Origin of the sequence: Streptomyces kanasensis, assembly GCF_043077165.1 — a bacterium.
Classification (GTDB): domain Bacteria; phylum Actinomycetota; class Actinomycetes; order Streptomycetales; family Streptomycetaceae; genus Streptomyces; species Streptomyces changanensis.
Genome location: NZ_JBIBSF010000003.1, coordinates 254,532 through 272,656, shown reverse-complemented (window position 1 = coordinate 272,656; position 18,125 = coordinate 254,532). Strand labels below are relative to the sequence as shown.

At 73.2% G+C, this 18,125-nt stretch carries 19 protein-coding genes and 1 tRNA gene; 8 read left to right on the top strand and 12 right to left on the bottom strand.

The genetic code is table 11. The annotated features are described in order from the left end of the window. Window positions 1–251: 251 nt before the first annotated feature. Both ACF053_RS10010 and ACF053_RS10005 read left to right on the top strand, forming a co-directional pair. Window positions 252–335, top strand: coding sequence for a putative leader peptide (locus ACF053_RS10010; protein WP_391953695.1), 84 nt, complete (start codon window positions 252–254; stop codon window positions 333–335). Window positions 336–589: 254 nt separating this feature from the next. Next, on the top strand, window positions 590–1,222 hold the full coding sequence (locus ACF053_RS10005; RefSeq protein WP_391953423.1) for a winged helix-turn-helix domain-containing protein: 633 nt from the start codon (window positions 590–592) through the stop codon (window positions 1,220–1,222). Between the two features lie 328 nt (window positions 1,223–1,550). Here ACF053_RS10005 and ACF053_RS10000 read toward each other — a convergent pair whose 3' ends face one another. The 4 genes from ACF053_RS10000 to ACF053_RS09985 all read right to left on the bottom strand — a co-directional run bounded on the left by ACF053_RS10000 (window position 1,551) and on the right by ACF053_RS09985 (window position 4,423). Next, entirely contained in the window at window positions 1,551–1,871 is a 321-nt protein-coding gene (locus ACF053_RS10000; protein ID WP_391953422.1) for an SCO5918 family protein, read from the bottom strand. A gap of 7 nt (window positions 1,872–1,878) precedes the next feature. Next, window positions 1,879–2,214, bottom strand: a complete 336-nt coding sequence (locus ACF053_RS09995; protein WP_391953421.1) for a CBS domain-containing protein — start codon at window positions 2,212–2,214, stop codon at window positions 1,879–1,881. Between the two features lie 142 nt (window positions 2,215–2,356). Continuing rightward, a complete protein-coding gene (locus ACF053_RS09990) occupies window positions 2,357–3,883 on the bottom strand; it encodes a DEAD/DEAH box helicase (RefSeq protein ID WP_391953420.1) in 1,527 nt (508 codons plus the stop codon). Window positions 3,884–4,219: 336 nt separating this feature from the next. After that, window positions 4,220–4,423 (bottom strand): cold-shock protein, encoded by a 204-nt coding sequence (locus ACF053_RS09985; RefSeq protein ID WP_058942413.1) that lies wholly within the window; start codon window positions 4,421–4,423, stop codon window positions 4,220–4,222. 465 nt (window positions 4,424–4,888) lie between these two features. On the opposite strand from ACF053_RS09985, the gene ACF053_RS09980 reads away from it, so the two are divergent. Then, a complete protein-coding gene (locus ACF053_RS09980; protein WP_391953419.1) occupies window positions 4,889–5,830 on the top strand; it encodes an NAD-dependent epimerase/dehydratase family protein in 942 nt (313 codons plus the stop codon). 177 nt (window positions 5,831–6,007) lie between these two features. Here the strand turns inward: ACF053_RS09980 and ACF053_RS09975 are convergent, their stop codons facing one another. The 6 genes from ACF053_RS09975 to ACF053_RS09950 form a co-directional block, all read right to left on the bottom strand. Continuing rightward, window positions 6,008–6,268 (bottom strand): hypothetical protein, encoded by a 261-nt coding sequence (locus ACF053_RS09975; protein ID WP_391953418.1) that lies wholly within the window; start codon window positions 6,266–6,268, stop codon window positions 6,008–6,010. Between the two features lie 167 nt (window positions 6,269–6,435). After that, window positions 6,436–9,021, bottom strand: a complete 2,586-nt coding sequence (locus tag ACF053_RS09970) for a GmrSD restriction endonuclease domain-containing protein (protein ID WP_391953417.1) — start codon at window positions 9,019–9,021, stop codon at window positions 6,436–6,438. A gap of 228 nt (window positions 9,022–9,249) precedes the next feature. After that, complete coding sequence (locus tag ACF053_RS09965) at window positions 9,250–9,417, bottom strand: hypothetical protein (protein WP_198549343.1); 168 nt, start codon at window positions 9,415–9,417, stop codon at window positions 9,250–9,252. Between the two features lie 58 nt (window positions 9,418–9,475). Beyond that, window positions 9,476–9,832 carry a PRC-barrel domain-containing protein gene (locus ACF053_RS09960; RefSeq protein ID WP_391953416.1) on the bottom strand — a complete coding sequence of 119 codons (357 nt, stop codon included), beginning with the start codon at window positions 9,830–9,832 and terminating at the stop codon, window positions 9,476–9,478. A 224-nt stretch (window positions 9,833–10,056) separates the two neighbouring features. Beyond that, window positions 10,057–10,335, bottom strand: a complete 279-nt coding sequence (locus ACF053_RS09955) for a hypothetical protein (RefSeq protein ID WP_391953415.1) — start codon at window positions 10,333–10,335, stop codon at window positions 10,057–10,059. Window positions 10,336–10,339: 4 nt separating this feature from the next. Further along, complete coding sequence (locus ACF053_RS09950; RefSeq protein WP_391953414.1) at window positions 10,340–11,032, bottom strand: DUF5994 family protein; 693 nt, start codon at window positions 11,030–11,032, stop codon at window positions 10,340–10,342. A gap of 262 nt (window positions 11,033–11,294) precedes the next feature. Between ACF053_RS09950 and ACF053_RS09945 the strand changes: the two genes are divergently transcribed. From ACF053_RS09945 to ACF053_RS09925, 5 genes are all read left to right on the top strand, one after another. Continuing rightward, the gene (locus ACF053_RS09945) at window positions 11,295–11,804 is read left to right on the top strand and encodes a DUF5994 family protein (RefSeq protein ID WP_391953413.1); all 510 of its coding nucleotides are present in this window, start codon (window positions 11,295–11,297) and stop codon (window positions 11,802–11,804) included. A gap of 571 nt (window positions 11,805–12,375) precedes the next feature. Next, on the top strand, window positions 12,376–13,707 hold the full coding sequence (locus ACF053_RS09940; protein WP_391953412.1) for an ice-binding family protein: 1,332 nt from the start codon (window positions 12,376–12,378) through the stop codon (window positions 13,705–13,707). A gap of 404 nt (window positions 13,708–14,111) precedes the next feature. Further along, a complete protein-coding gene (locus tag ACF053_RS09935; protein ID WP_391953411.1) occupies window positions 14,112–14,705 on the top strand; it encodes a DUF5819 family protein in 594 nt (197 codons plus the stop codon). A 121-nt stretch (window positions 14,706–14,826) separates the two neighbouring features. After that, on the top strand, window positions 14,827–15,879 hold the full coding sequence (locus tag ACF053_RS09930) for an HTTM domain-containing protein (RefSeq protein ID WP_391953694.1): 1,053 nt from the start codon (window positions 14,827–14,829) through the stop codon (window positions 15,877–15,879). A 531-nt stretch (window positions 15,880–16,410) separates the two neighbouring features. Continuing rightward, a complete protein-coding gene (locus ACF053_RS09925) occupies window positions 16,411–16,605 on the top strand; it encodes a hypothetical protein (protein ID WP_391953410.1) in 195 nt (64 codons plus the stop codon). A gap of 215 nt (window positions 16,606–16,820) precedes the next feature. Here ACF053_RS09925 and ACF053_RS09920 read toward each other — a convergent pair whose 3' ends face one another. Beyond that, entirely contained in the window at window positions 16,821–17,318 is a 498-nt protein-coding gene (locus ACF053_RS09920; protein WP_391953409.1) for a hypothetical protein, read from the bottom strand. Between the two features lie 587 nt (window positions 17,319–17,905). Next, a tRNA-Gly gene (locus tag ACF053_RS09915) sits at window positions 17,906–17,979 on the bottom strand. Window positions 17,980–18,125: the final 146 nt, after the last annotated feature.

The following is an 18,125-nucleotide window of genomic DNA, read 5'->3' as shown; positions in this document are numbered from 1 at the left end:
TCCGTCCGTGCGTCCGGCGGGTCTGCCCGTCCGCCCGGGGGGTCCGTCCGTGCGTCCGGCGGGGCCCGCTCGTCCGCCCGCTCGCCGACCGACCCGCCCCCACCCGTCCCCCGTCCGCCCGCCGTCCGCCCGGCTGCGGCCCCGGCCGGCCGGCGCCCGGGCGCGTCGGATGGACCGTCACGCCTCGTCATTCCCTAGGAAAAAGGTAGGGAAGCCTTGACGGTGGTGCCGGACGGCCCGAGGATGTCCCCATGTCCCCGACGCAGCAGCCGCTCGTACGCCGCAGGCATGTCGACCTCCGTCGCGTCGCCAGCGCCATCTGCCGCTGCGCGTAACCGGGTCCGGCCCGCCCCCTCTCCGTGCCCGCGGCACCGTCGCCGCGCCGCGCTTCCCGTCGACCGCCACCGCCTCCGCGGCCCGCGGCGACGTCCCGCCCTCGCCCCGCCCGGGCGCCGCGCCGCCCCGTCCCGTAGTCCGCGTCCTGTCGGACGCAGGGGCCGGGGCCGGCGCCCGTGCGCCGTCGCGAGCGCGTCCCCCTGCCCGTGGGTGACCACGCGGCACCGCCCCCGACCGACCGAAGGGGTTCACCGTGACCACCGCACCGTTCGCCGCCGACCACCCGACCACCGCTCCCCGTCTGCGCCTGGTGGGGCCCCGTCCCGCCGAACCGCACGTCGGCTACCTCGTGTTCCTGCCCGACGGCGTCGACCCCATGGCGCTGCTGACCACTCACGGCGTACGGCCGGAGGTCCACCGGCTCGCCGCCCGGTCGGCCCCGGTCGCGGCCCGGCCGCGCGTCCCCGGTACCGCCACGGGCCCCACCGCCGGCCCCACCGCCGGATCCACCGCCGGATCCACCGCCGGATCCGCCACCGGTCCCACCGACGGATCCGCCGACGGTCCTGTCACCGGATCCGGGCAGGTGTCCGCCGACGACGCGGTCCGCGTCGACCCCGACCGGCGGACCGTCCACGTCGACGGTGTCGAACTGGACCTGACGTACCTGGAGTTCGGGCTTCTCGCCCACCTCGTCGCCCACCCGCACATGGTCCACTCGCGCGAGTCCCTCGTGTCGGGGGTCTGGGGCTACGGGTACATCGGCGACGGGCGCACCGTCGACGTCCACGTGGCCCGGCTGCGGCGCAAGCTCGGCCCCGCGCACCGGGACCGGATCGTCACCGTCCGCCGCGTCGGCTACAAGTACGTGCCCGACCACCGGTGAACCGGCCGGGCCGCCCCCGCTCAGGCCGCGTCACCGCCGCAGTCGCCGATCGGCTCCACCGGGCCGTCCCGGGAGCCCTCGCCCCGCCCGGTGCGCGCCACCGCCGGGCGGCCCACCCGCGCCCCGGTCCGTGTCCGTCCGCGCTCCGCTGCGGGACGGCGGTGACGGGAGGTGGCGCCGGAGGCCCGCGTGGAGTGATGGCCCGTCAGCAGGGGAAGGGCCGTCCGGGAAACGGCCACGGCCCCACCGGCGCGGTGGACGCGCCGGTGGGGCCGTGGTTCCGCCCGTCGGCCGGGCGGGCCGACGGGCGTGTGGTGCTGTCCGGCGGTCAGACCGCCGCGGGAGGGGCGCCGAGCAGGGCGGAGGCCCGCTCGACCCGTCCGGCGGCGGCGAGGTCGGGCACCGCCTCGGGGTCCGGGGCCGGCCGGCAGGTGAAGCCGAGGTGGGCCATGGCCCGGGCGACCTCCCCGGCGCTGAAGTCGCGCCGGTCCTGGCGGGTGATGACGGCGCCCACCTGCATGACGGGGTAGCGACGGCGTCCGATGGTGACGGACTCACCGGTGACCGGTTCGGGCTTGATGCCCTTCATGGCCTCCAGCACGCCGGCCTTGGTGAGGTAGAACGGGAAGCGGGCAATGACGCAGCGCACGGGAGCCTCACAGGGAGAGGAGGGGGAGGGGGGTCCTCGTCGCGACCGGCGAAGTGGACGGTCCGTGTCCGCCGAGGACGTCACGCAGACGCACCCGGTCGGTGTACGAGGGGCTGTCGCGGACGGCGTCGAGCCGCCGCCGGGTGACCACGCCGGTGCAGCGGCCGTCGTCGTCGCAGAGGAGCAGGTGCCCGGAGCGGGCACCGGCCATGACCGACAGGGCGACCTCGACGGTCATGTCGTACCAGACCCGCGGTCCGGCCTCGTACGGGGCCGCGACCACCGTCCGGGAGGCCGTGGCGCCGCCGGTGGCGGGGTGGGGGAGCGGGGGAGCCGGTGTCACGGAGTACCTCCTGCGGGAAGGGGGCGGGCGCCGGCCGGCCCCGCCGGGGTCGGCCGGCCTGCGCCGACGGACCCGGACGTGAGCCGACCGGGACGGGCCCGCCCGGACCCGGTCCGCGGGTCGGGACGGCCGTGCCGGGGGCTCAGGCGGCCGGCCCGGCGGCGGTGCGGCGGCGACCGGCCCGGCGCGAGGACTGCGAGGGGCGGCTGCGCCGCGGGCGGGACCCGGCGTCGCGCTCGGCGCGGGCGGGCGCGGGCGCGGTGATGACCACGGGGATGCCGGACGGCGCCTGCGCGCCGGTGATGCGGGTCAGCTCGGCCTCACCGGAGCGGACCTCGGCGATCCGCGGACGGATCCCGGCGTCCGACATGAGCCGGGCCATGCCGCCCCGCTGGTCGGGGGTGACGAGGGTGACCACGCTGCCGGACTCGCCGGCGCGGGCGGTGCGGCCGCCGCGGTGCAGGTAGTCCTTGTGGTCGGTCGGCGGGTCGACGTTCACGACGAGGTCGAGGTTGTCGACGTGGATGCCGCGCGCGGCGACGTTCGTCGCGACGAGCACGCTGACGTGCCCCGTCTTGAACTGCGCCAGCGTGCGGGTGCGCTGCGGCTGCGACTTCCCGCCGTGCAGCGCGGCGGCCCGTACGCCGCTGCCCAGCAGGTCGCGGGTGAGCCGGTCCACGGCGTGCTTGGTGTCCAGGAACATGATCACGCGGCCGTCGCGCGCGGCGATGTGCGTCGTGGTGGCCTGCTTGTCGGCGCGGTGCACGTGGAGCACGTGGTGCTCCATCGTGGTGACGGCGCCGGCGGAGGGGTCGACGGAGTGCACGACCGGGTCGGTGAGATAGCGGCGGACCAGCAGGTCGACGTTGCGGTCGAGCGTCGCGGAGAACAGCATCCGCTGCCCGTCGGGACGAACCTGGTCGAGCAGGGCGGTGACCTGCGGCATGAAGCCCATGTCCGCCATCTGGTCGGCCTCGTCCAGCACGGTGATGCCCACCCGGTCGAGGCGGCAGTCACCGCGCCCGATCAGGTCCTTGAGCCGGCCGGGCGTGGCGACGACCACTTCGGCACCGCCGCGCAGCGCGCTCGACTGCCGGCCGATCGACATGCCGCCGACGACCGTGGCGAGCCGCAGCTGCAGCGACCTGGCGTACGGGGTGAGCGCGTCGGTCACCTGCTGCGCCAGCTCGCGGGTGGGCACGAGGACCAGGGCGAGCGGCTGGCGGGGCTCGGCGCGCTGCCCGGCGGTACGGGCCAGCAGCGCCAGCCCGAAGGCGAGCGTCTTGCCGGACCCGGTGCGCCCGCGGCCGAGGACGTCCCGGCCGGCGAGGCTGTTCGGCAGGGTCGCGCCCTGGATCGGGAACGGCACGGTCACGCCCTGGGACCCGAGCGCGGCGAGCAGCTGCGCGGGCATGTCCAGGTCGGCGAACGCCTCGACGGAGGGCAGGGCGGGGGTGATCGTCTCGGGGAGCGCGAACTCCCCGTGGACGGCGGCGCGCCGACGGCCCTGACCGCCCCCGCGACCCTGCCCGCCCGACCTGCCCTGCCCGCCGGAGCGGCCCTCACCGCCGGAGCGGCCCGACTGGCCGAAGCGCCGGGCGCCTCCGCCGGAGCCGGCACCGCCGTCACGGGTGCGGGAAAAGCGGTCATTCCTACGTGTGCGGTTCATGCGGAACCTTCCTCGATGCGGCACATATCAAGGAATTCCCGCAGCATGGGAGCAGCACGGAGAATAGCGAGAATGGGCCGGGGTGAGCGCGGCGACGAATACGCCCGGTGGAGTGCCGGGCGGAAGGTCGGGGGCGCTGAAATGGTGGCGCGCCGTGCGGACGGTGTCCGGTGCGCGGGCCGCCGTGCGGCGGCTCTGTGGGGCGGGTCCGGCGCGGTGGGGATGCGCGGACCGACCGATGATCTTCCCGCAGGCGTGGACACCGCGGGATATGCGTGCAGCTGAGACCCGCACCCCGAAGGATGCGGGCCCCAGCTACGTCGTGCTCGTCGCGTGTCAGGCGAGGACGATGTTCTCGGCCGTCGGGCCCTTCTGGCCCTGCGCGATGTCGAAGCTGACCTTCTGGCCCTCGTTGAGCTCGCGGAAGCCCTGCGCCGAGATGTTCGAGTAGTGGGCGAACACGTCAGCGCCGCCACCGTCCTGCTCGATGAAGCCGAAGCCCTTTTCCGCGTTGAACCACTTCACGGTGCCAGTAGCCATGTCATATCTCCTTTGGGGCACATCGGGATCCGCACTGCGCGGATTCCGTGTCGCCGCGATGATTGCCCCACCGGAAATGACCGGAAATACAAAGCGCTCCCGGCTGCCCGAAGGCTGCCGGGGGCACTTGAAGTTTGGGAACCACAACTGCAACTGGTATCGACAGTAGCATGCTTCGACGGCCGGCGGGCGTTCCGTATTTCCCGCGCCTTGTTTTCCCGAAAATACTCATCGCGCGGTCCGGCAAACTCTGGCACCGCGATGACAGATATTCCCCATCCGCCCACCGAGCCCCGAACCCGCGGCCCCGGAAACCACCCCACCCACCCCACCCGCCGCCCCCACCCACCCCACCCGCCGCACCCTTCCCTTCCCTGCTTCCGGTCCCGCCTCCTCGCCTCCGGGGCCTCTCCTTTCCTCCCCGAATCACTCACGGAGATCATCGAGAACGCCTAGGCTGCCCGGGTGACCCTTCACGTCGTCGTCGGATTCGGGCCCGCAGGAGCGGCCACCGCCCGCCTGCTCGCGGCGCGGGGGCACGCGGTACGGGTCGTCACCAGGTCGGGCCGCGCCCCGGAGCCGGGCATCGAGCACGTGGCGCTGGACGCGGCGGACGGCGCCCGGCTGGTCGAGGCCGCGCGGGGTGCGACCGTCCTCTACGGCTGCGCCGCCCCGCCCTACCACCGCTGGGCCACCGGTTGGCCGGCGCTCGCCGCGTCCCTGCGCACGGCGGCCGAGGCGACCGGCGCCGTCCTCGTCATGCTGGGCAACCTCTACGGCTACGGCCCCGTCGACGGCCCCCTCACCGAGGACCTCCCGCTCGTGGCGACCGGCCCGAAGGGGCGGGTGCGCGCGGAGTCCTGGCAGCGCGCCCGTGACCTCCACGAGCAGGGCCGGATCAGGGCGGTCGAGGTACGGGCGTCGGACTTCTTCGGCCCGGGCGTGACCGACGGCGGTCACCTGGCGTCCCGGGTCGTGCCGCGTCTGCTGCGCGGGAAGCCGGTATCCGCCCTCGGTGACCCGGACGCGCCCCACAGCTGGACCTACCTGCCCGACGTCGCCGCGGCCCTGGTCGAGGTGGCGTCGGACGAGCGGGCCTGGGGACGCGCCTGGCACGCCCCGACGCTGCCGCCGCTCTCCGTCAGGGCCATGGCCGACCGCCTGGCCGGCGAGGCGGGCACGGCCCCGGTCCCGGTGCGCGGCCTGCCCCCGACGGCTCTGGCCCTGGCGTCGCTCTTCTCCCCGCAGCTGCGGGAACTGAAGGAGATCCGCCACCAGTTCGACCGCCCGTTCACCGTCGACTCCACGGCCTACGAAGCGACCTTCACGACCCGCGCCACCCCGCTCGACGCGCAGGTGGGTTCCACGGTCACCTGGTGGCGCCGACACCTGTCGACCAAGCCCTGACCCACCGGCCCTGACCTGACCGGCCCTGAGCCACTCGGCCTTGAGCCCCCGACTCCTCACCCGACCGCCCCTGACCCGCCGGCCCCTCACCCGACCGGCCCCTGACCTGACCGGCCCTGAGCCGAACGGTGTGGGGGCCGGGCGCCGCGTCCGCCGGCGCCCGGGCCCGGACTCGCGTCACACTTCGTCGGGCTGAGCGCGGCCCTCGGTGGACTCGCTGGCCGCCAGCCACGAACGGGCCGGCTCCGACGTCTGGGTGGTGTCGACCGTGAGGTGCAGCCGGGTCCCACCCCCGGCGTCGGCCGGGTAGCTGCGCTGCTCGCCGGCGGAGAAGGCCCGCCGCAGCACCTCCGCCACGCGCCGGGCCACCTCGGGCTCCGCGGCGACGATCCTCACCTCGGCGTGTCCGGCGGGGGGCCTGCTCTGCGAGGAGTCCATCCTGAAGCCTCCGTGTGCTCATGAACATGGCCGACACCAGGACACCGCACCCTCGTGCCTGCCCCGCCGAACCGGCCGCCGACAACGCGACGGTGCTCCCGGCGAACCGCCCGCGAACTCCCCTCCACCCTACTCCGGCACCCCCCGCCCCACGGGGACTCCGCGCCTCACTCCCCCTGACCGTCCTGCGGCTCGTGCAGCGTGACCTGCCGTACGAACCAGGACAGCGCGGCGTGGACGTCCTCCGGGTGGCCGGCCAGCACTTCCAGCGGGAACGACAGGCGCAGCTCCAGCTTCGCCTCGGCCAGTTCGACGCCCGGGACGGCGTTCAGCCGGGACATGAACTCCCGGCGCAATCCGCTGTCGTCGAAGGGCGGCCGGGACCGCATGTACTGGAAGACGACCTCCACCGTGCCGAAGACCGGGTACAGGGTGAACGGCCAGATCGCGCCGGCGCGGGACGCCGTGTCCTTGCGCAGCATCAGGAAGCAGCTGGTCTCCGTCGCCTTGCCGTAGTCGAGGTGGCAACCGGGGGCGAGCTCCTCCCACGAGCGGAGGAAGGACAGGATGGCGTCGGCGGCGTCCGGCCGGTTCTCCCGCAACAGTTCGGCGAAGCGGGCGGCGCGCGCCTGCACGGACCGGCCGGCGGCCACCGGTTCGGAGGACCCGTTCGCCGAGCCGACTTCCGGTACCTCCTTGCCGAGCAGCGAGGCGAGGTCCTCCGCGGTCAGGCGGTGGGAGCCGCGGGCCCTGCCGCTGGCGTCGAAGGGGACGCCCTCCGCGTGCAGCAGCGCGAGCGGGTTGCCACCGTGCTCGTCGCTGGGCCAGCGGAACGACGCCGAGACCCGCCCGGCGGCGGTCAGCACCCGGTAGGCCCCGTGCACGCCGGCCTTCGTGGCGAGGAAGTTCCCGACCGGGACGGGATGGCTGCCGATCAGCTCGGCGATGTCCCCGTACGTGGTCCAGGTGCCGGTCGGCATGGCGATGAGCGCGGCGCGCAGATCGGCCCAGCCACTCCACTCCGCGCTGTCCGCGCGCTGCTCCCCCTCCGGGCCGGGCCACAGGGCGACGGCGCGCGCGGCGAGGTTGTCGGCTCGTTCCAGGATCTCCTTGCGTCCCCACCGGGGCGTCGCGGCGATCTCCTGGTTCATCCGCAGGGAGCTCGACTCCAGGATCTGCTGCTTGCGCTGGAAGGGGTGGTTGGACAGCTTGGAGTTCTCGGCGGAGAGCGTCAGGTTCCCGAGGGTGTGCACGAGCAGGTCGTGGAGTTCCTGAGGGGTCTGGCCGTCGTCCGAGTCCTCGGCGAGCATGTCGAGCCACGCCTGCGCCGGCCGTTGCGGCAGCACGTGCTCGACCGTCAGCTTGGCCCTGCCGTAGTCCACCGGCTCCGCCGAGCCGTAGCTCTCCTCCAGCCGCTGCAGGACGTACGCGCGCTGCTGCGCCTGCCCGTTCCAGTAGAACGGCTTGCTGCGGACCGCCTCGGCGACCTCCGCGTCGGTGGGCCAGCCGCGACGCCGGCTGGACAGGTAACGCTGCACCGCCTCGGCGGGGGGCCGGTCGCGCTCCATGTCCCCCGGCATCGACATGAAGAGCCGGTTGAGGCTCTGCGTGCTCGCCTGGCACAGCATCCGCCGCACGAGGAAGCCCTCGACGTACCCGAGGGCCTCGGCCGCCTCGTCGGCGCCGGCGTTCCCGGCGTCGACGAGGTCGAGGAGGTGGAGGGCGATCGGATAGTGGATACGCCCGCCCCAGCTGGCCAGGTGCCGCAGCCGGCGGCGGAGTGCCGCGTCCGGTTCGAGGGAGGGGTCGAGGATCCGCCTCAGCAACTCGGCGCGGCGGGCGAGTTCGCAGATCTCCTTCTCCAGCGCCTCCTCGTTGCCCGCGAGTGGTTCGAGCCGCTGCTGCTGGACGCGGTAGATGTCGGTCTGCTTCGCCTTGCTCTCGCCGCGCACGACGAGGTCGAGCCAGACGAGGAGCTCCAGGTTCTTGGGGCCCAGCTGCTGCTGCATGGGCAGCCACAGCTGCTCGTAGACCCGCTCGCCGCGGCCGGGGAGCAGCATGAACACGTAGTTGCGCAGGAGGTCGCTCTGGCTGAGGCCGACACCGGTGTTGTTGATGGACTCGAAGATCCGGTAGACGTTGTCGCCGCGCTCCGCCGTGATCTCCACGATGGACAGCAGGTCCCGCAGGGCTATCTCCACGGCCGTGGTCCAGCCCTCGCCGTACTGCTCCTGCCCGCTCGCCAGCACACCACGGAAGAAGCGGTAGGCGGCCCCGACGTTGTCCGCTCCGCCCGAGCGCGGGCTGTGGGAGACGCAGGCGCCGTAGGAAGGCCTGTCGGCCTGCGTGGGCAGCAGCCGGAAGTGCTCGTCGCCCTCCAGGAACTCGTTGACCAGGTACTGGCGGTGGATGCGGTCGGCGGTGCGCGCGGAACCCTCCACGGCCGAGTCCCGGATGTGATCGCGCAGCGCCGTGAACGCCAGCATGATCGTGGTCAGTCGCTGCTGGCCGTCCACCACGAGCCACCGCTGCACGCCCCCCGCCTGCAGCTGCCCGGGCGCGAGGACGACGGAGCCGAGGAAGTGCGAGGCGGGGCTGCCGCCCTCGAGCTGCTGCTCCACCAGGTCCACGAGATCGTCCCAGAGCCGCTGCAACTGGGGCCGGGTCCAGCTGTACGTCCGCTGGTAGAGCGGTACTTGGAACTGCTTCTCCCCTTGGACGAGCTTCAAAAAGGTGATTTCCTGCGCGCGCAAGGGCCGGCCCCTCCTCCGATGCGGACGTCCCTCTTGTCGGCGTTGCGACCCGCGACGTCTTCCCGCGACGAGCGTAGTGCGCGGTACCGGCCCCTGTGGTCCGATCAGGGAGGATGCGCTCGGGCCGTGAGGACTGACGTCCCGGCAGCCGGCAGTCGGCAGTCGGCAGCCGGCAGGCCGGCAATCGGCAGCCGGCAGCCCCGGGCCCGCCCGCCCCCGCCGGGCACGTCACCGGGTGCGGCGGCGGCCTGCGGTCTTCGTCCGTACGGCGAGGTACACGACCTCCGCCACGACGATCACGATGCCGATGATCAGGAGGTAGAACAGCCCCTCCACGACCACGCCGATGAGCCCGAGGGCGACTGCCACGAGGAGCAGGAACAGGAGCAGGGCCATGCCGATGACACCTCCGAAGGTGCGGGGCGCCCGAAGGTGCGGGGCCCGGGGTGGGCGGTCAGCGGCGCGCGAGCTGGCGTTCGCCGCCGACGCCCGGCCGGTAGGTCAGGTCGTAGTGCTTGAAGACGGCCTCCTCCTCCTCGGCGGGCAGGACGTCGTCGGTGCCGATGGCGGGCGCGTTCTTCACCAGGCTCTTGGCGTGGGCGACCCGGACGTACCCCGGCCCGACGACGGCCTCGCCGATGGGGACGAAGACCAGGCGCCGACGGGAGGGGAGGCCGGTGCGGACGGTGGCCATGGCGGGCTCGTCGGTGGCGGTGTCGACGTAGACCGCTTCGAGCTCCCCGATCTTGTGCCCCTTCGGGTCGATGACGTCGAGGCCGCGCCACTCGCGGATGTCGGCTGGTTGGATCATGTCCTGCTCCCTGAGGGCGGGATGACATCGACACAACGACCCCGGCGTATACACACCGGGGCCGCCCTTCCGGGTCGGTCGCACGTGAGAGTGCGCCGGCCCACTTCCAGGGTAGGCCGCAGGGGCTCTTCCGGCATCCGGGACCTTTTGGTCCACCCCCTGCGCCTGCGCAAGGTCCGGTCGTGCGGTCCGGCTGCTGTCCGACGGCGTCGGGAGGGCCGGTGTCACGCGCGACCCCCGGCGCCGTCCTCACGGTCCCGACCCGGAGGCGGGGGCCGTCCGGCGGGCCCGGTGTCTCGCCGGTCGCGGTCCCCGCCACCGTCCCGGTTCCGGTTCCTGACGCTCCTGTCGTCCCTGCCGCGGTGGCGGCCGATGCCCGGCAGCGTGTCGCTGTAGTGGAAGGCGGCGATCCGCTCTTCGTGTCGGACGTTGAGCCGGTGGAGCAGGAGCATCCCCATGCCGATGAGGAGGATGATCACGGCTGCGGCAATGGCGGTTTCCATGTCCTCACCTCCGCCGGGCGGGCGGGCCTGACCGGACGGACCCGAGCGGCCCGGCAGGTCGCCTGGTCACCGGCCCCGCGCCGCCGTCGGTGTCCCAGTCCTCCTCCTGGCCCCGGGTCTCCTCCTGGCCCCAGTCCTCCTGCTGGCCAAGGGTCTCCTCCTGGCCCCAGTCCTCCTGCTGGCCAAGGGTCTCCTCCTGGTCCCGGGTCTCCTCCCGGTACCGGGCCTCGGCCGCTCCGCGGGTCGACCTCTCGCCGGCCATCATCCGGCTGGCGGTGAGGAGCCCTCCCGGGGTGGCGGCCGCGCTCATGAGATGGACGGCCACGGCCGGGTCGGTCTCCGGCGGGATCACCAGCAGGTCGAGGCGGCCGCGGGTGTAGGACAGGAGGATCAGCTTGTGCGGGTCCTGCTCGTCGGTGAACCAGCCGACGTGCACGGTGTGCCCGGCCACGGGCACCTTGTGCGGGACGACGGGCCAGTGGGCGGGGTTCACCGTGATCCGCGTGACCCGGCCCCAGGGGCCGTCCAGCGCGCCGGTCAGGGCGCGCAGTTCATCGGAGAGGTCACGGGAGCGGGGCCACCAGGCGCCGTCCAGGAGGCCCGCAACCGGGCTCTTCGGGGCGAGGGCCAGGCGGGCCGGCAGTGCGGGCGCGGGCCGTCGTCCGACGGAACTCGTACGTGCGATGGTCGCGGTCATGACGCGGACCCGTCTCCGGGAACGTCCTCGACGGCGTCCCGGTGTTGTCGCTCACCGAGAACGGCACCGGCATCGGAAGCCGGCGTGCGGAGTACTCCCGGTACCTCCACCGTACTCCGGTCGGCGGCCCCGCGGACCGGCTCACGACCGGGCGTCCTCCTCCGGCCGGCAGGAGCACGGTGACCGGCCGGAGTACGGTGAGAGGACGAGGTCACACCGTTCGGCGGTCGCGCCGGACCCCCCGAAGACGGGCGCACACGCCATGGCCGACTCCGACACACCCCGCGCACACCCGTCGCTGCCCGACGCGATCCACCACGCGGTGCGGCCGGGGACGGTGCTGCTGCGGCTGGAGACGACGCACGCGCGCGAGGGCATCCTCGACGGCGCCTGGTGGCCGCGCTCCCGGGACGTCGGCGCGGAGCTCCCCGGCCTGGTCTCCGCACTGGTCGAACACCTCGGACCCGTCGAGCGCGTCGGCCTGGACGCGGCCGCCTGGGAGGAACTGCCCACGCGGCTGATCGTCGACGACCACGTCGTGCACATCGACTCCTTCCCGGTCGGCGACGACACCGTCCTCGTCACCCGGGGCCCCCGGGACCACTTCTCCCTGCTGGTCGTGCCGCCGCACGCGACCCCGGAGGCGGCCCGTACGGCGATGGCCAGAGCGGTACGGTCCGACAACGTCACGGAGGCCGCGCAGATCCTCCTGGACACCGGCACCGGCCGCACGCGCGCGACCCACGCCGAAGAGCCCGGCCCGCGCGGGTAGGGCCCCGGGAGCGGGAGCCCTGAGCCTTCCGACCCTCGCGCGACCTGCGCCGGACCCGCTCGCCCTCCCCGTGGCATCCGCCGCTCCCCTCGGCCGAGTCGGTCCTGCGCGCGGCCTTCGCCTCCTCCGCCGAGGCCACCGCCTTCGCCGACTACGCCGAGGCCACCGCCTTCGCCGAGCCCACCGCCTTCGCCGAGCCCACCGCCCCCGCCACCGCCTTCCGCGAGCCACCGCCTCCGCCCGACGCGTACCGCGATCACCGACCGTACCCGGCGTGATGCGTCACATGACACGCCGTCAGAGGTGCCGGCCAGGGCGGCCGACGCAGTCGGCTCGCATGCCGCGCGACCACGACCGGGACGGTGGTCGAGAGCGCGGGGCCAGGTATCCGGTCATTTGGTCATATCTTCCACGATGCGTATGGAGGGCTTCGCCGACATCACCCTCATGGCTCGTAACGGGAGTGAGGTGTCTGCGTAATATGCCAGCCGACAGAACGGGTCATTCTGGACGATCTGGGCGGCCCGGTATTCGCTGAAAGCGCCACCATCCTTCAGGAGCTGGCTTTCCCATGACGCTGAACTTCTCTGACGCGCCGCAATGGCGCAGAACGACGGCCTGGTCGACGGCGGTGCTCACCGCCCTGGTCGCCGCCGTCGTCGTAGCGGTGACGCCGACGCAGGCGAACGCGATCGCCCTCCCCGTGCCCCTGGGTACCGCGGACAGCTTCGCCGTCCTGGCAGGTGAGTCGGTCACCAACACCGGACCCACGGTCATCACCGGGGATGTCGGGGTGCATCCGGGAACGGCCATCTCCGGCTTCCCGCCGGGACTGGTGAACGGGACGCTGCACTCCGCGGACGCCGTGGCCGCCGGGGCCAAGAGCGACCTCGTGGCGGCATACAACAACGCGGCCGGACAGCCCTCCGACGCCGCGCTCCCTCCGGACGCCGGCGGTCTGACGCTGGTCCCGGGCGTCTACACGGCGTCGTCCACGCTCGGTCTCACCGGGACGCTCACCCTGGACGGCCAGGACAACCCCGCCTCCGTCTGGGTCTTCCAGGTCGGTTCGGGCCTGACGACGGCTTCCGCCAGCAACGTCAGCCTCGTCAACGGCGCCTCCCCGTGCAACGTGTTCTGGCAGATCGGTAGTTCGGCCACCCTCGGCACCGACTCCGACTTCGTGGGCACCATCATGGCCATGACGTCCATCACGGCCACCACGGGCGCCGACCTGGTCGGCCGGGCGCTGGCCCGCAACGGGTCCGTGACGCTGGACACCAACACGATCACCCGGCCCGCCTGCGCCGGGGGCACGAACGGCGGCACCACGGCCGGGACGAACGGCGGCACCGCCACGGGCGGCGTGATCGCCGGCACCACCGGAGGGACCAACGGAGGTACCGCCACCGGTGGCACCGCGACCGGCGGAACCGTGGGCGGCGTGCTCGGCGGCGTGACGACCGGTGGGACGAACGGCGGGACGAACGGCGGTACCGGCGGCATCGTCGGCGGCATCCTCGGTGGCATCACCACGGGCGGTACGGGCGGCATCATCGCCGGTACGACGGGTGGTACGACGGGCGCGACGATCGGCGGGACCCAGGGCGGCACCACGGGTGGCGGCGGACCGAAGCCTCCGATCCCGCCGAAGCCGCCCAAGCCCGGAAAGCCCGGAAAGCCGGGAAAGCCGGGGAAGCCGGGGAAGCCCGGGAAGCCGGGTCACGGCCATGACGGCAAGCCTGGGAAGCCGGGGCACGGCAAGCCCGGCGACGGCAAGCCCGGTCACGGCCATGACGACAAGCCCGGCAAGCCCGGTGACGACAAGCCCGCCGAGCCCGGCCACGGTCATGACGACAAGCCCGGCAAGCACGAGAAGCCTGGTGGGTTGGGCGACTGGTGAACCCCGCGCACGGTGCGCGGCAGCACGGCAGTGACCCCCCCGCACGTTCACGCGGCGGGCCGGCCCCTGCGCAGGTGCCCGTACCCGTGACGTGAGAGGGAAGGTGGCGCGCGGCGGATCGTCCTCGATCCCGTCGCGCGCCACGCGCGGAATCCGGAAGAAGCAGTCAGCGGACAGAAACAGTCGGGATGGGAAGGCCGGGTGGGGCCGTGCTGGTCGGCGTCGAGTCACAGCCAGAGTCGGAGTCACAGTCGGAATCAGCGTCAGCGTCAGCGGCAGCAGACGCGGCCGCGGAGGCGAAGGCACCGGAACGCCCGGAAGCCGGACCGGCGGCAGGAGGCCGCAGCGGTGCTCCCCCCGGTCCTCCTGACGCCTCCGGGGCGGTGGGCCGCGCGCTGAAGGCGGTGACCGGGGCCGTCGTGGTCCTGTGCCTGGCGGTCACCCTGATCCACCTGGCCCTGGTGTTCCTGCACGTGGCGCCCGCGAACGCCATCTCGCGGCAGTACGCCAAGCAGGTCGAGGCGTGGGTCTTCCCCGTCTTCGAGCAGAACTGGCGGCTCTTCGCCCCGGACCCCGAGTCGGTCAACCGGCAGATCTCGGTGCGGACCATGCGCACCGACCCGGACGGCACCGTGCGGGTGAGCGGATGGTTCGACCTCAGCGGGGTCGACCGGGCCGCGCTCGCCCACAACCCCTTCCCGAGCCACACGACGCAGAACATGCTCCGTCGCGCCTGGAGTTCCTACCTCGAAACGCTGGGCAGCGACGACCAGCCCCGCTCGGAGCGCGGAGTGATCATCCAGCAGTACCTCCGCAACATCGCGGTGGACCGCGTCGCCGAGCACCGCGGTGAGCCGTTCGACTCCGTCCAACTGCGGGTCGTCACCGTGCCGGTCGGCCCCCCGGGTGCGACGGGGAGCGGCCGCACGGCCGCCCCCACGCCGGTGGAGACCCGTCACCTGCCCTGGTGGGAGGTGGCCCCCCGTGACGCTCACTGAACCGACCCCCACCCCGGCCGGCACCCCGGCCCCCACCCCCGCCGGCACCCCGGAACCCGCACCGGCCGGTACCCCGGAACCCGCACCGTCGGCGCATCGCACCGGAGCACCGCAACGGGCGCTGGACCGGGTGCCCGCCCTCTACGCCCTCCTGATCGGGCGTCCCGTGTCCCTGTACGCCGCGGCGGTGCTGCGCATCGGGTACGGCCTGCTCTACCTCGTCTTCCTGCTGCGCGAGTTCCCGCACCGCGACGAGATCTGGGGCCCCGGCTCGCCGTGGACGCCCGCGTTGGCGAGGACCCTGTTCGACCAGACGGGGTGGGCGAGCCTCCTCACGCTGTCCGACAGCCGGGCGTACTTCGAGTTCTGCTACGCGGCGGCCGTGGCCACGTCCGCGCTCTTCATGCTGGGCTGGCGCACCAGGGCGGTGTCCGTGTTGTTCGCCGCCGTAGTGGCGTCGTTCCACGCCCGGGCGATCTTCATGACGGACGGCGGGGACAACCTCATCCTCCTCATGGCCGTCTACCTCGTCTTCACCGCCTGCGGCCGGCGCTGGTCCCTCGACGCCCGCAGGGACGCGCTCCGAGCGGCCGCGGGCAGAGGGGAGGGAGACCGTCCTCACCGGGAAACGGGTGTACTCCGGCGCCACGTCCGCGACGCCCGGCTGACCGCGGTCACCGTCCTGCACAACTGCGGGATGCTCGTCATCGCCGCCCAGGTCTGCTTCCTCTACGGATCCGCGGGCCTGTACAAGGTGCAGGGCGGTACGTGGGGCAACGGCACCGCCCTGCACTACGCCCTCAACCTCCACCTGTTCCAGCCGTGGCCCGCGCTGTCCGGCATGGTGGACGAGCACGAGGTACTGATCACCGCCGCCTGTTACCTGACGGTGCTGCTCCAGGTGGCCTTCCCCTTCGTCTTGTTCGGCAGGCTCAAGTACCCCGTGCTGGCCATGCTGCTCGTCATGCACGTGAGCATCGCGGTACTCATGGGCCTCCCGCTCTTCTCCGCCGCGATGATCGTCGCGGACGCCGTCTTCCTCCCGGACGGCTTCTACCGTTCCCTGGCCGGGTGGTGGCGCCGCGCGACCCGCCGAGGTGGCGCCGCAGCCACGGCCCCGCCACCCAGGACGGAAGCGACGCTCGTCCCGGTACAGGCCACCCCGACCGCCTGACCCCGTCCCGCGGGGGCCGAACGGCGCACGACGAGGCCCTGGTCACCGACCGGGGCCTTCGTCATGACCGGGGGAGGGGATCCGACCCCACCCGATCCACAGTGACCCGCATCCGCTGCCACGTACTCGCGCAGCAACGCGTGACGTTCACTCCGCTCGGCCGCCGTCGGAGGCACGCACACCTCGCCCGGCTCGCCTCACTCCGGGTACGCACCAGACGCGCGCGTGTCGCGGACTCCGAGGGAAGAGAGGGCGGACGTGGTCGAGTCCGACGGGGACCGGGTGTCGTTGAAGGAGTGGGCAGCCCGGGTGGGTCACAGCCACGGGTACGTGGTGCACGTGATGCCGCGCCACCACCCGGACTTCCCGGCCCCGGAGCGGCGTCGCCGGAGGTGAGCAGGCGGGGCACCGCGCTGTACTACCCCGCCGAGCCGGAACCGTTCCGCCCGCGACGAGCGGATCCGGTGGAGCCGGGCTTGGGGGACCTGGACCGCGCGGGGTGACGACGGGCGGATGCGCCAGGTTGATCGCGTGGACGGCCGCAGCGTGACGCAGATCAAGGACGACCGCCCCGACACCCTCCCGAACACCGTGGACGGCCGCCGCTGGTGCCCGAGGGCGCGGTTCCACGCACGGGACCTGCCGCTGATGTGGAACAGCCGCCCGGGCCGCGGCTCGAGCTCGGACAAGAGACGCCCACCGCTCCCCTGGAACCCCACCGAATAGCCCCGCCCCCACCGATCAGGCCGACCGGCCAGGCCAACCGATCAGGCCACCCAGAGAGCACGGCCCCCGACGACGGTCGGAGCCGACCAGCCCTGCCGACTGTCCAGGCCTCCGTCCCGGAGCAGGCGACTCACTGCCGGCCGGCGCAACCCCGCGGAGGCGCACGCGGCGGCCGTCTCCCATGTGACTGCGGACACGCGCTGCGGCTCCGTCGGTCACTCAGGCGGACAGGGCGCGATCGGGAGCTGCTCGCGATGGGGCCAGGTGAAGGTGCGATCGGGTTCGAGACGGGCGTCCCCCCAGTGGATGGCGTGGATCCCGTTCTCCGGATCGGCCGTGAAGAACACGCACACCAGCCGCGTGGACCCTCCCAGCTCCTCGAACGCTTCGTGCAGCTCCTCGTACTCCTCCGTCGTCACATCGTCATCGAGGTCGAACAGCGCGTCCTGAGGCGCCGGCCCGTGTGCCCGGAGCAGTCGGTGTCTCGTGGGAGAAGCGGTGGAGGCGAGCCGAGCGCGGTCGATCGGGCGGGGCCTGTCGGCGTACTTGAAGGGGAAGAGAGCATGGTCGTTGATCACCGCGTACTCGAAGCCGCGCACGTCGCGTACCGACGCCCCCAACTCCCGCGCGGTGTCGGCCAGGTTCTCGCGCACGGCCTCGGCCAGAGTGGAACCGTAGGGGCTGCGCTTCTTCAGCCGAGCGGTGAGGTGCACGGCGTGAGCCCGTGCATGAGCCCGAGCCAGCTGCACCGGTACCGCTGCGGCCAACTTGCCCGCCCGCAACCCGAACCTGGCCGTCGCCCAGGCTGACGGCCCGCCCCGCCCCTCGCCCCATGTCGACATCCAGCGTCCTCCCCCGATCACGGTCCTACCAACTGTGTGACAGGTACGCGAAGCGCCTACAAGAGTGCGTTCCGGCCATAGGTGACCGAAGGGTTCACTCCCCTGATGAGTGACTGGGCGGGGTCTGCGGTGTCGCCCCCGGCCCGGTCGGGCCTCCGTCTCACCGTGGTGGCCGACGCGCCCGGCGGGCCCGGAGCACTGGCAGAAGCGCGGGGCGGGGTTCGATGCCTTCCGTCGGCACCCTTGGGAGGTGGTGACCTCCTCGGCGCGATGACGGATGACCTGGCGGAGACGACGCGGCGCTCGTTCCGGCCCTGCGGCAGTGGACGGGAGGGATCCGGCACCGGATGACAGCCGACGGGGCGACCGGTCGCCGAGGGCACGCAAAGGGGGCGCGGGCCACGTGAGCCGGCCCGGCCAACGACAAAGCCCCGGGCCGCTGGCCTGGGGCTTTCGTGTGGAGCGGGTGACGGGAATCGAACCCGCGCTCTGAGCTTGGGAAGCTCATGTTCTACCATTAAACTACACCCGCACAGCGACCGGTGATCCGTGCCGCATCGTCGCTCACTGTACCTCATCGCCCGCCCCCGGTGTATCGCGCCGGGGGTTTCTCGTGTCGGCCGGCGGGGTTATCCGGTGGTCGGGTAGCGGGAGTTGGGGCGTAGGGTGCGGGGCGGA

Bases quoted from the DNA above. Each gene is read 5' to 3' on its own strand.
- ACF053_RS09955 (WP_391953415.1), bottom strand. From the start codon at position 10,335: ATGGAAACCGCCATTGCCGCAGCCGTGATCATCCTCCTCATCGGCATG.
- ACF053_RS09990 (WP_391953420.1), bottom strand. From the start codon at position 3,883: ATGAACCGCACACGTAGGAATGACCGCTTTTCCCGCACCCGTGACGGC.
- ACF053_RS09950 (WP_391953414.1), bottom strand. From the start codon at position 11,032: ATGACCGCGACCATCGCACGTACGAGTTCCGTCGGACGACGGCCCGCG.
- ACF053_RS09965 (WP_198549343.1), bottom strand. From the start codon at position 9,417: ATGGCCCTGCTCCTGTTCCTGCTCCTCGTGGCAGTCGCCCTCGGGCTC.
- ACF053_RS09945 (WP_391953413.1), top strand. From the start codon at position 11,295: ATGGCCGACTCCGACACACCCCGCGCACACCCGTCGCTGCCCGACGCG.
- ACF053_RS09940 (WP_391953412.1), top strand. From the start codon at position 12,376: ATGACGCTGAACTTCTCTGACGCGCCGCAATGGCGCAGAACGACGGCC.
- ACF053_RS09960 (WP_391953416.1), bottom strand. From the start codon at position 9,832: ATGATCCAACCAGCCGACATCCGCGAGTGGCGCGGCCTCGACGTCATC.
- ACF053_RS09985 (WP_058942413.1), bottom strand. From the start codon at position 4,423: ATGGCTACTGGCACCGTGAAGTGGTTCAACGCGGAAAAGGGCTTCGGC.
- ACF053_RS09975 (WP_391953418.1), bottom strand. From the start codon at position 6,268: ATGGACTCCTCGCAGAGCAGGCCCCCCGCCGGACACGCCGAGGTGAGG.
- ACF053_RS10010 (WP_391953695.1), top strand. From the start codon at position 252: ATGTCCCCGACGCAGCAGCCGCTCGTACGCCGCAGGCATGTCGACCTC.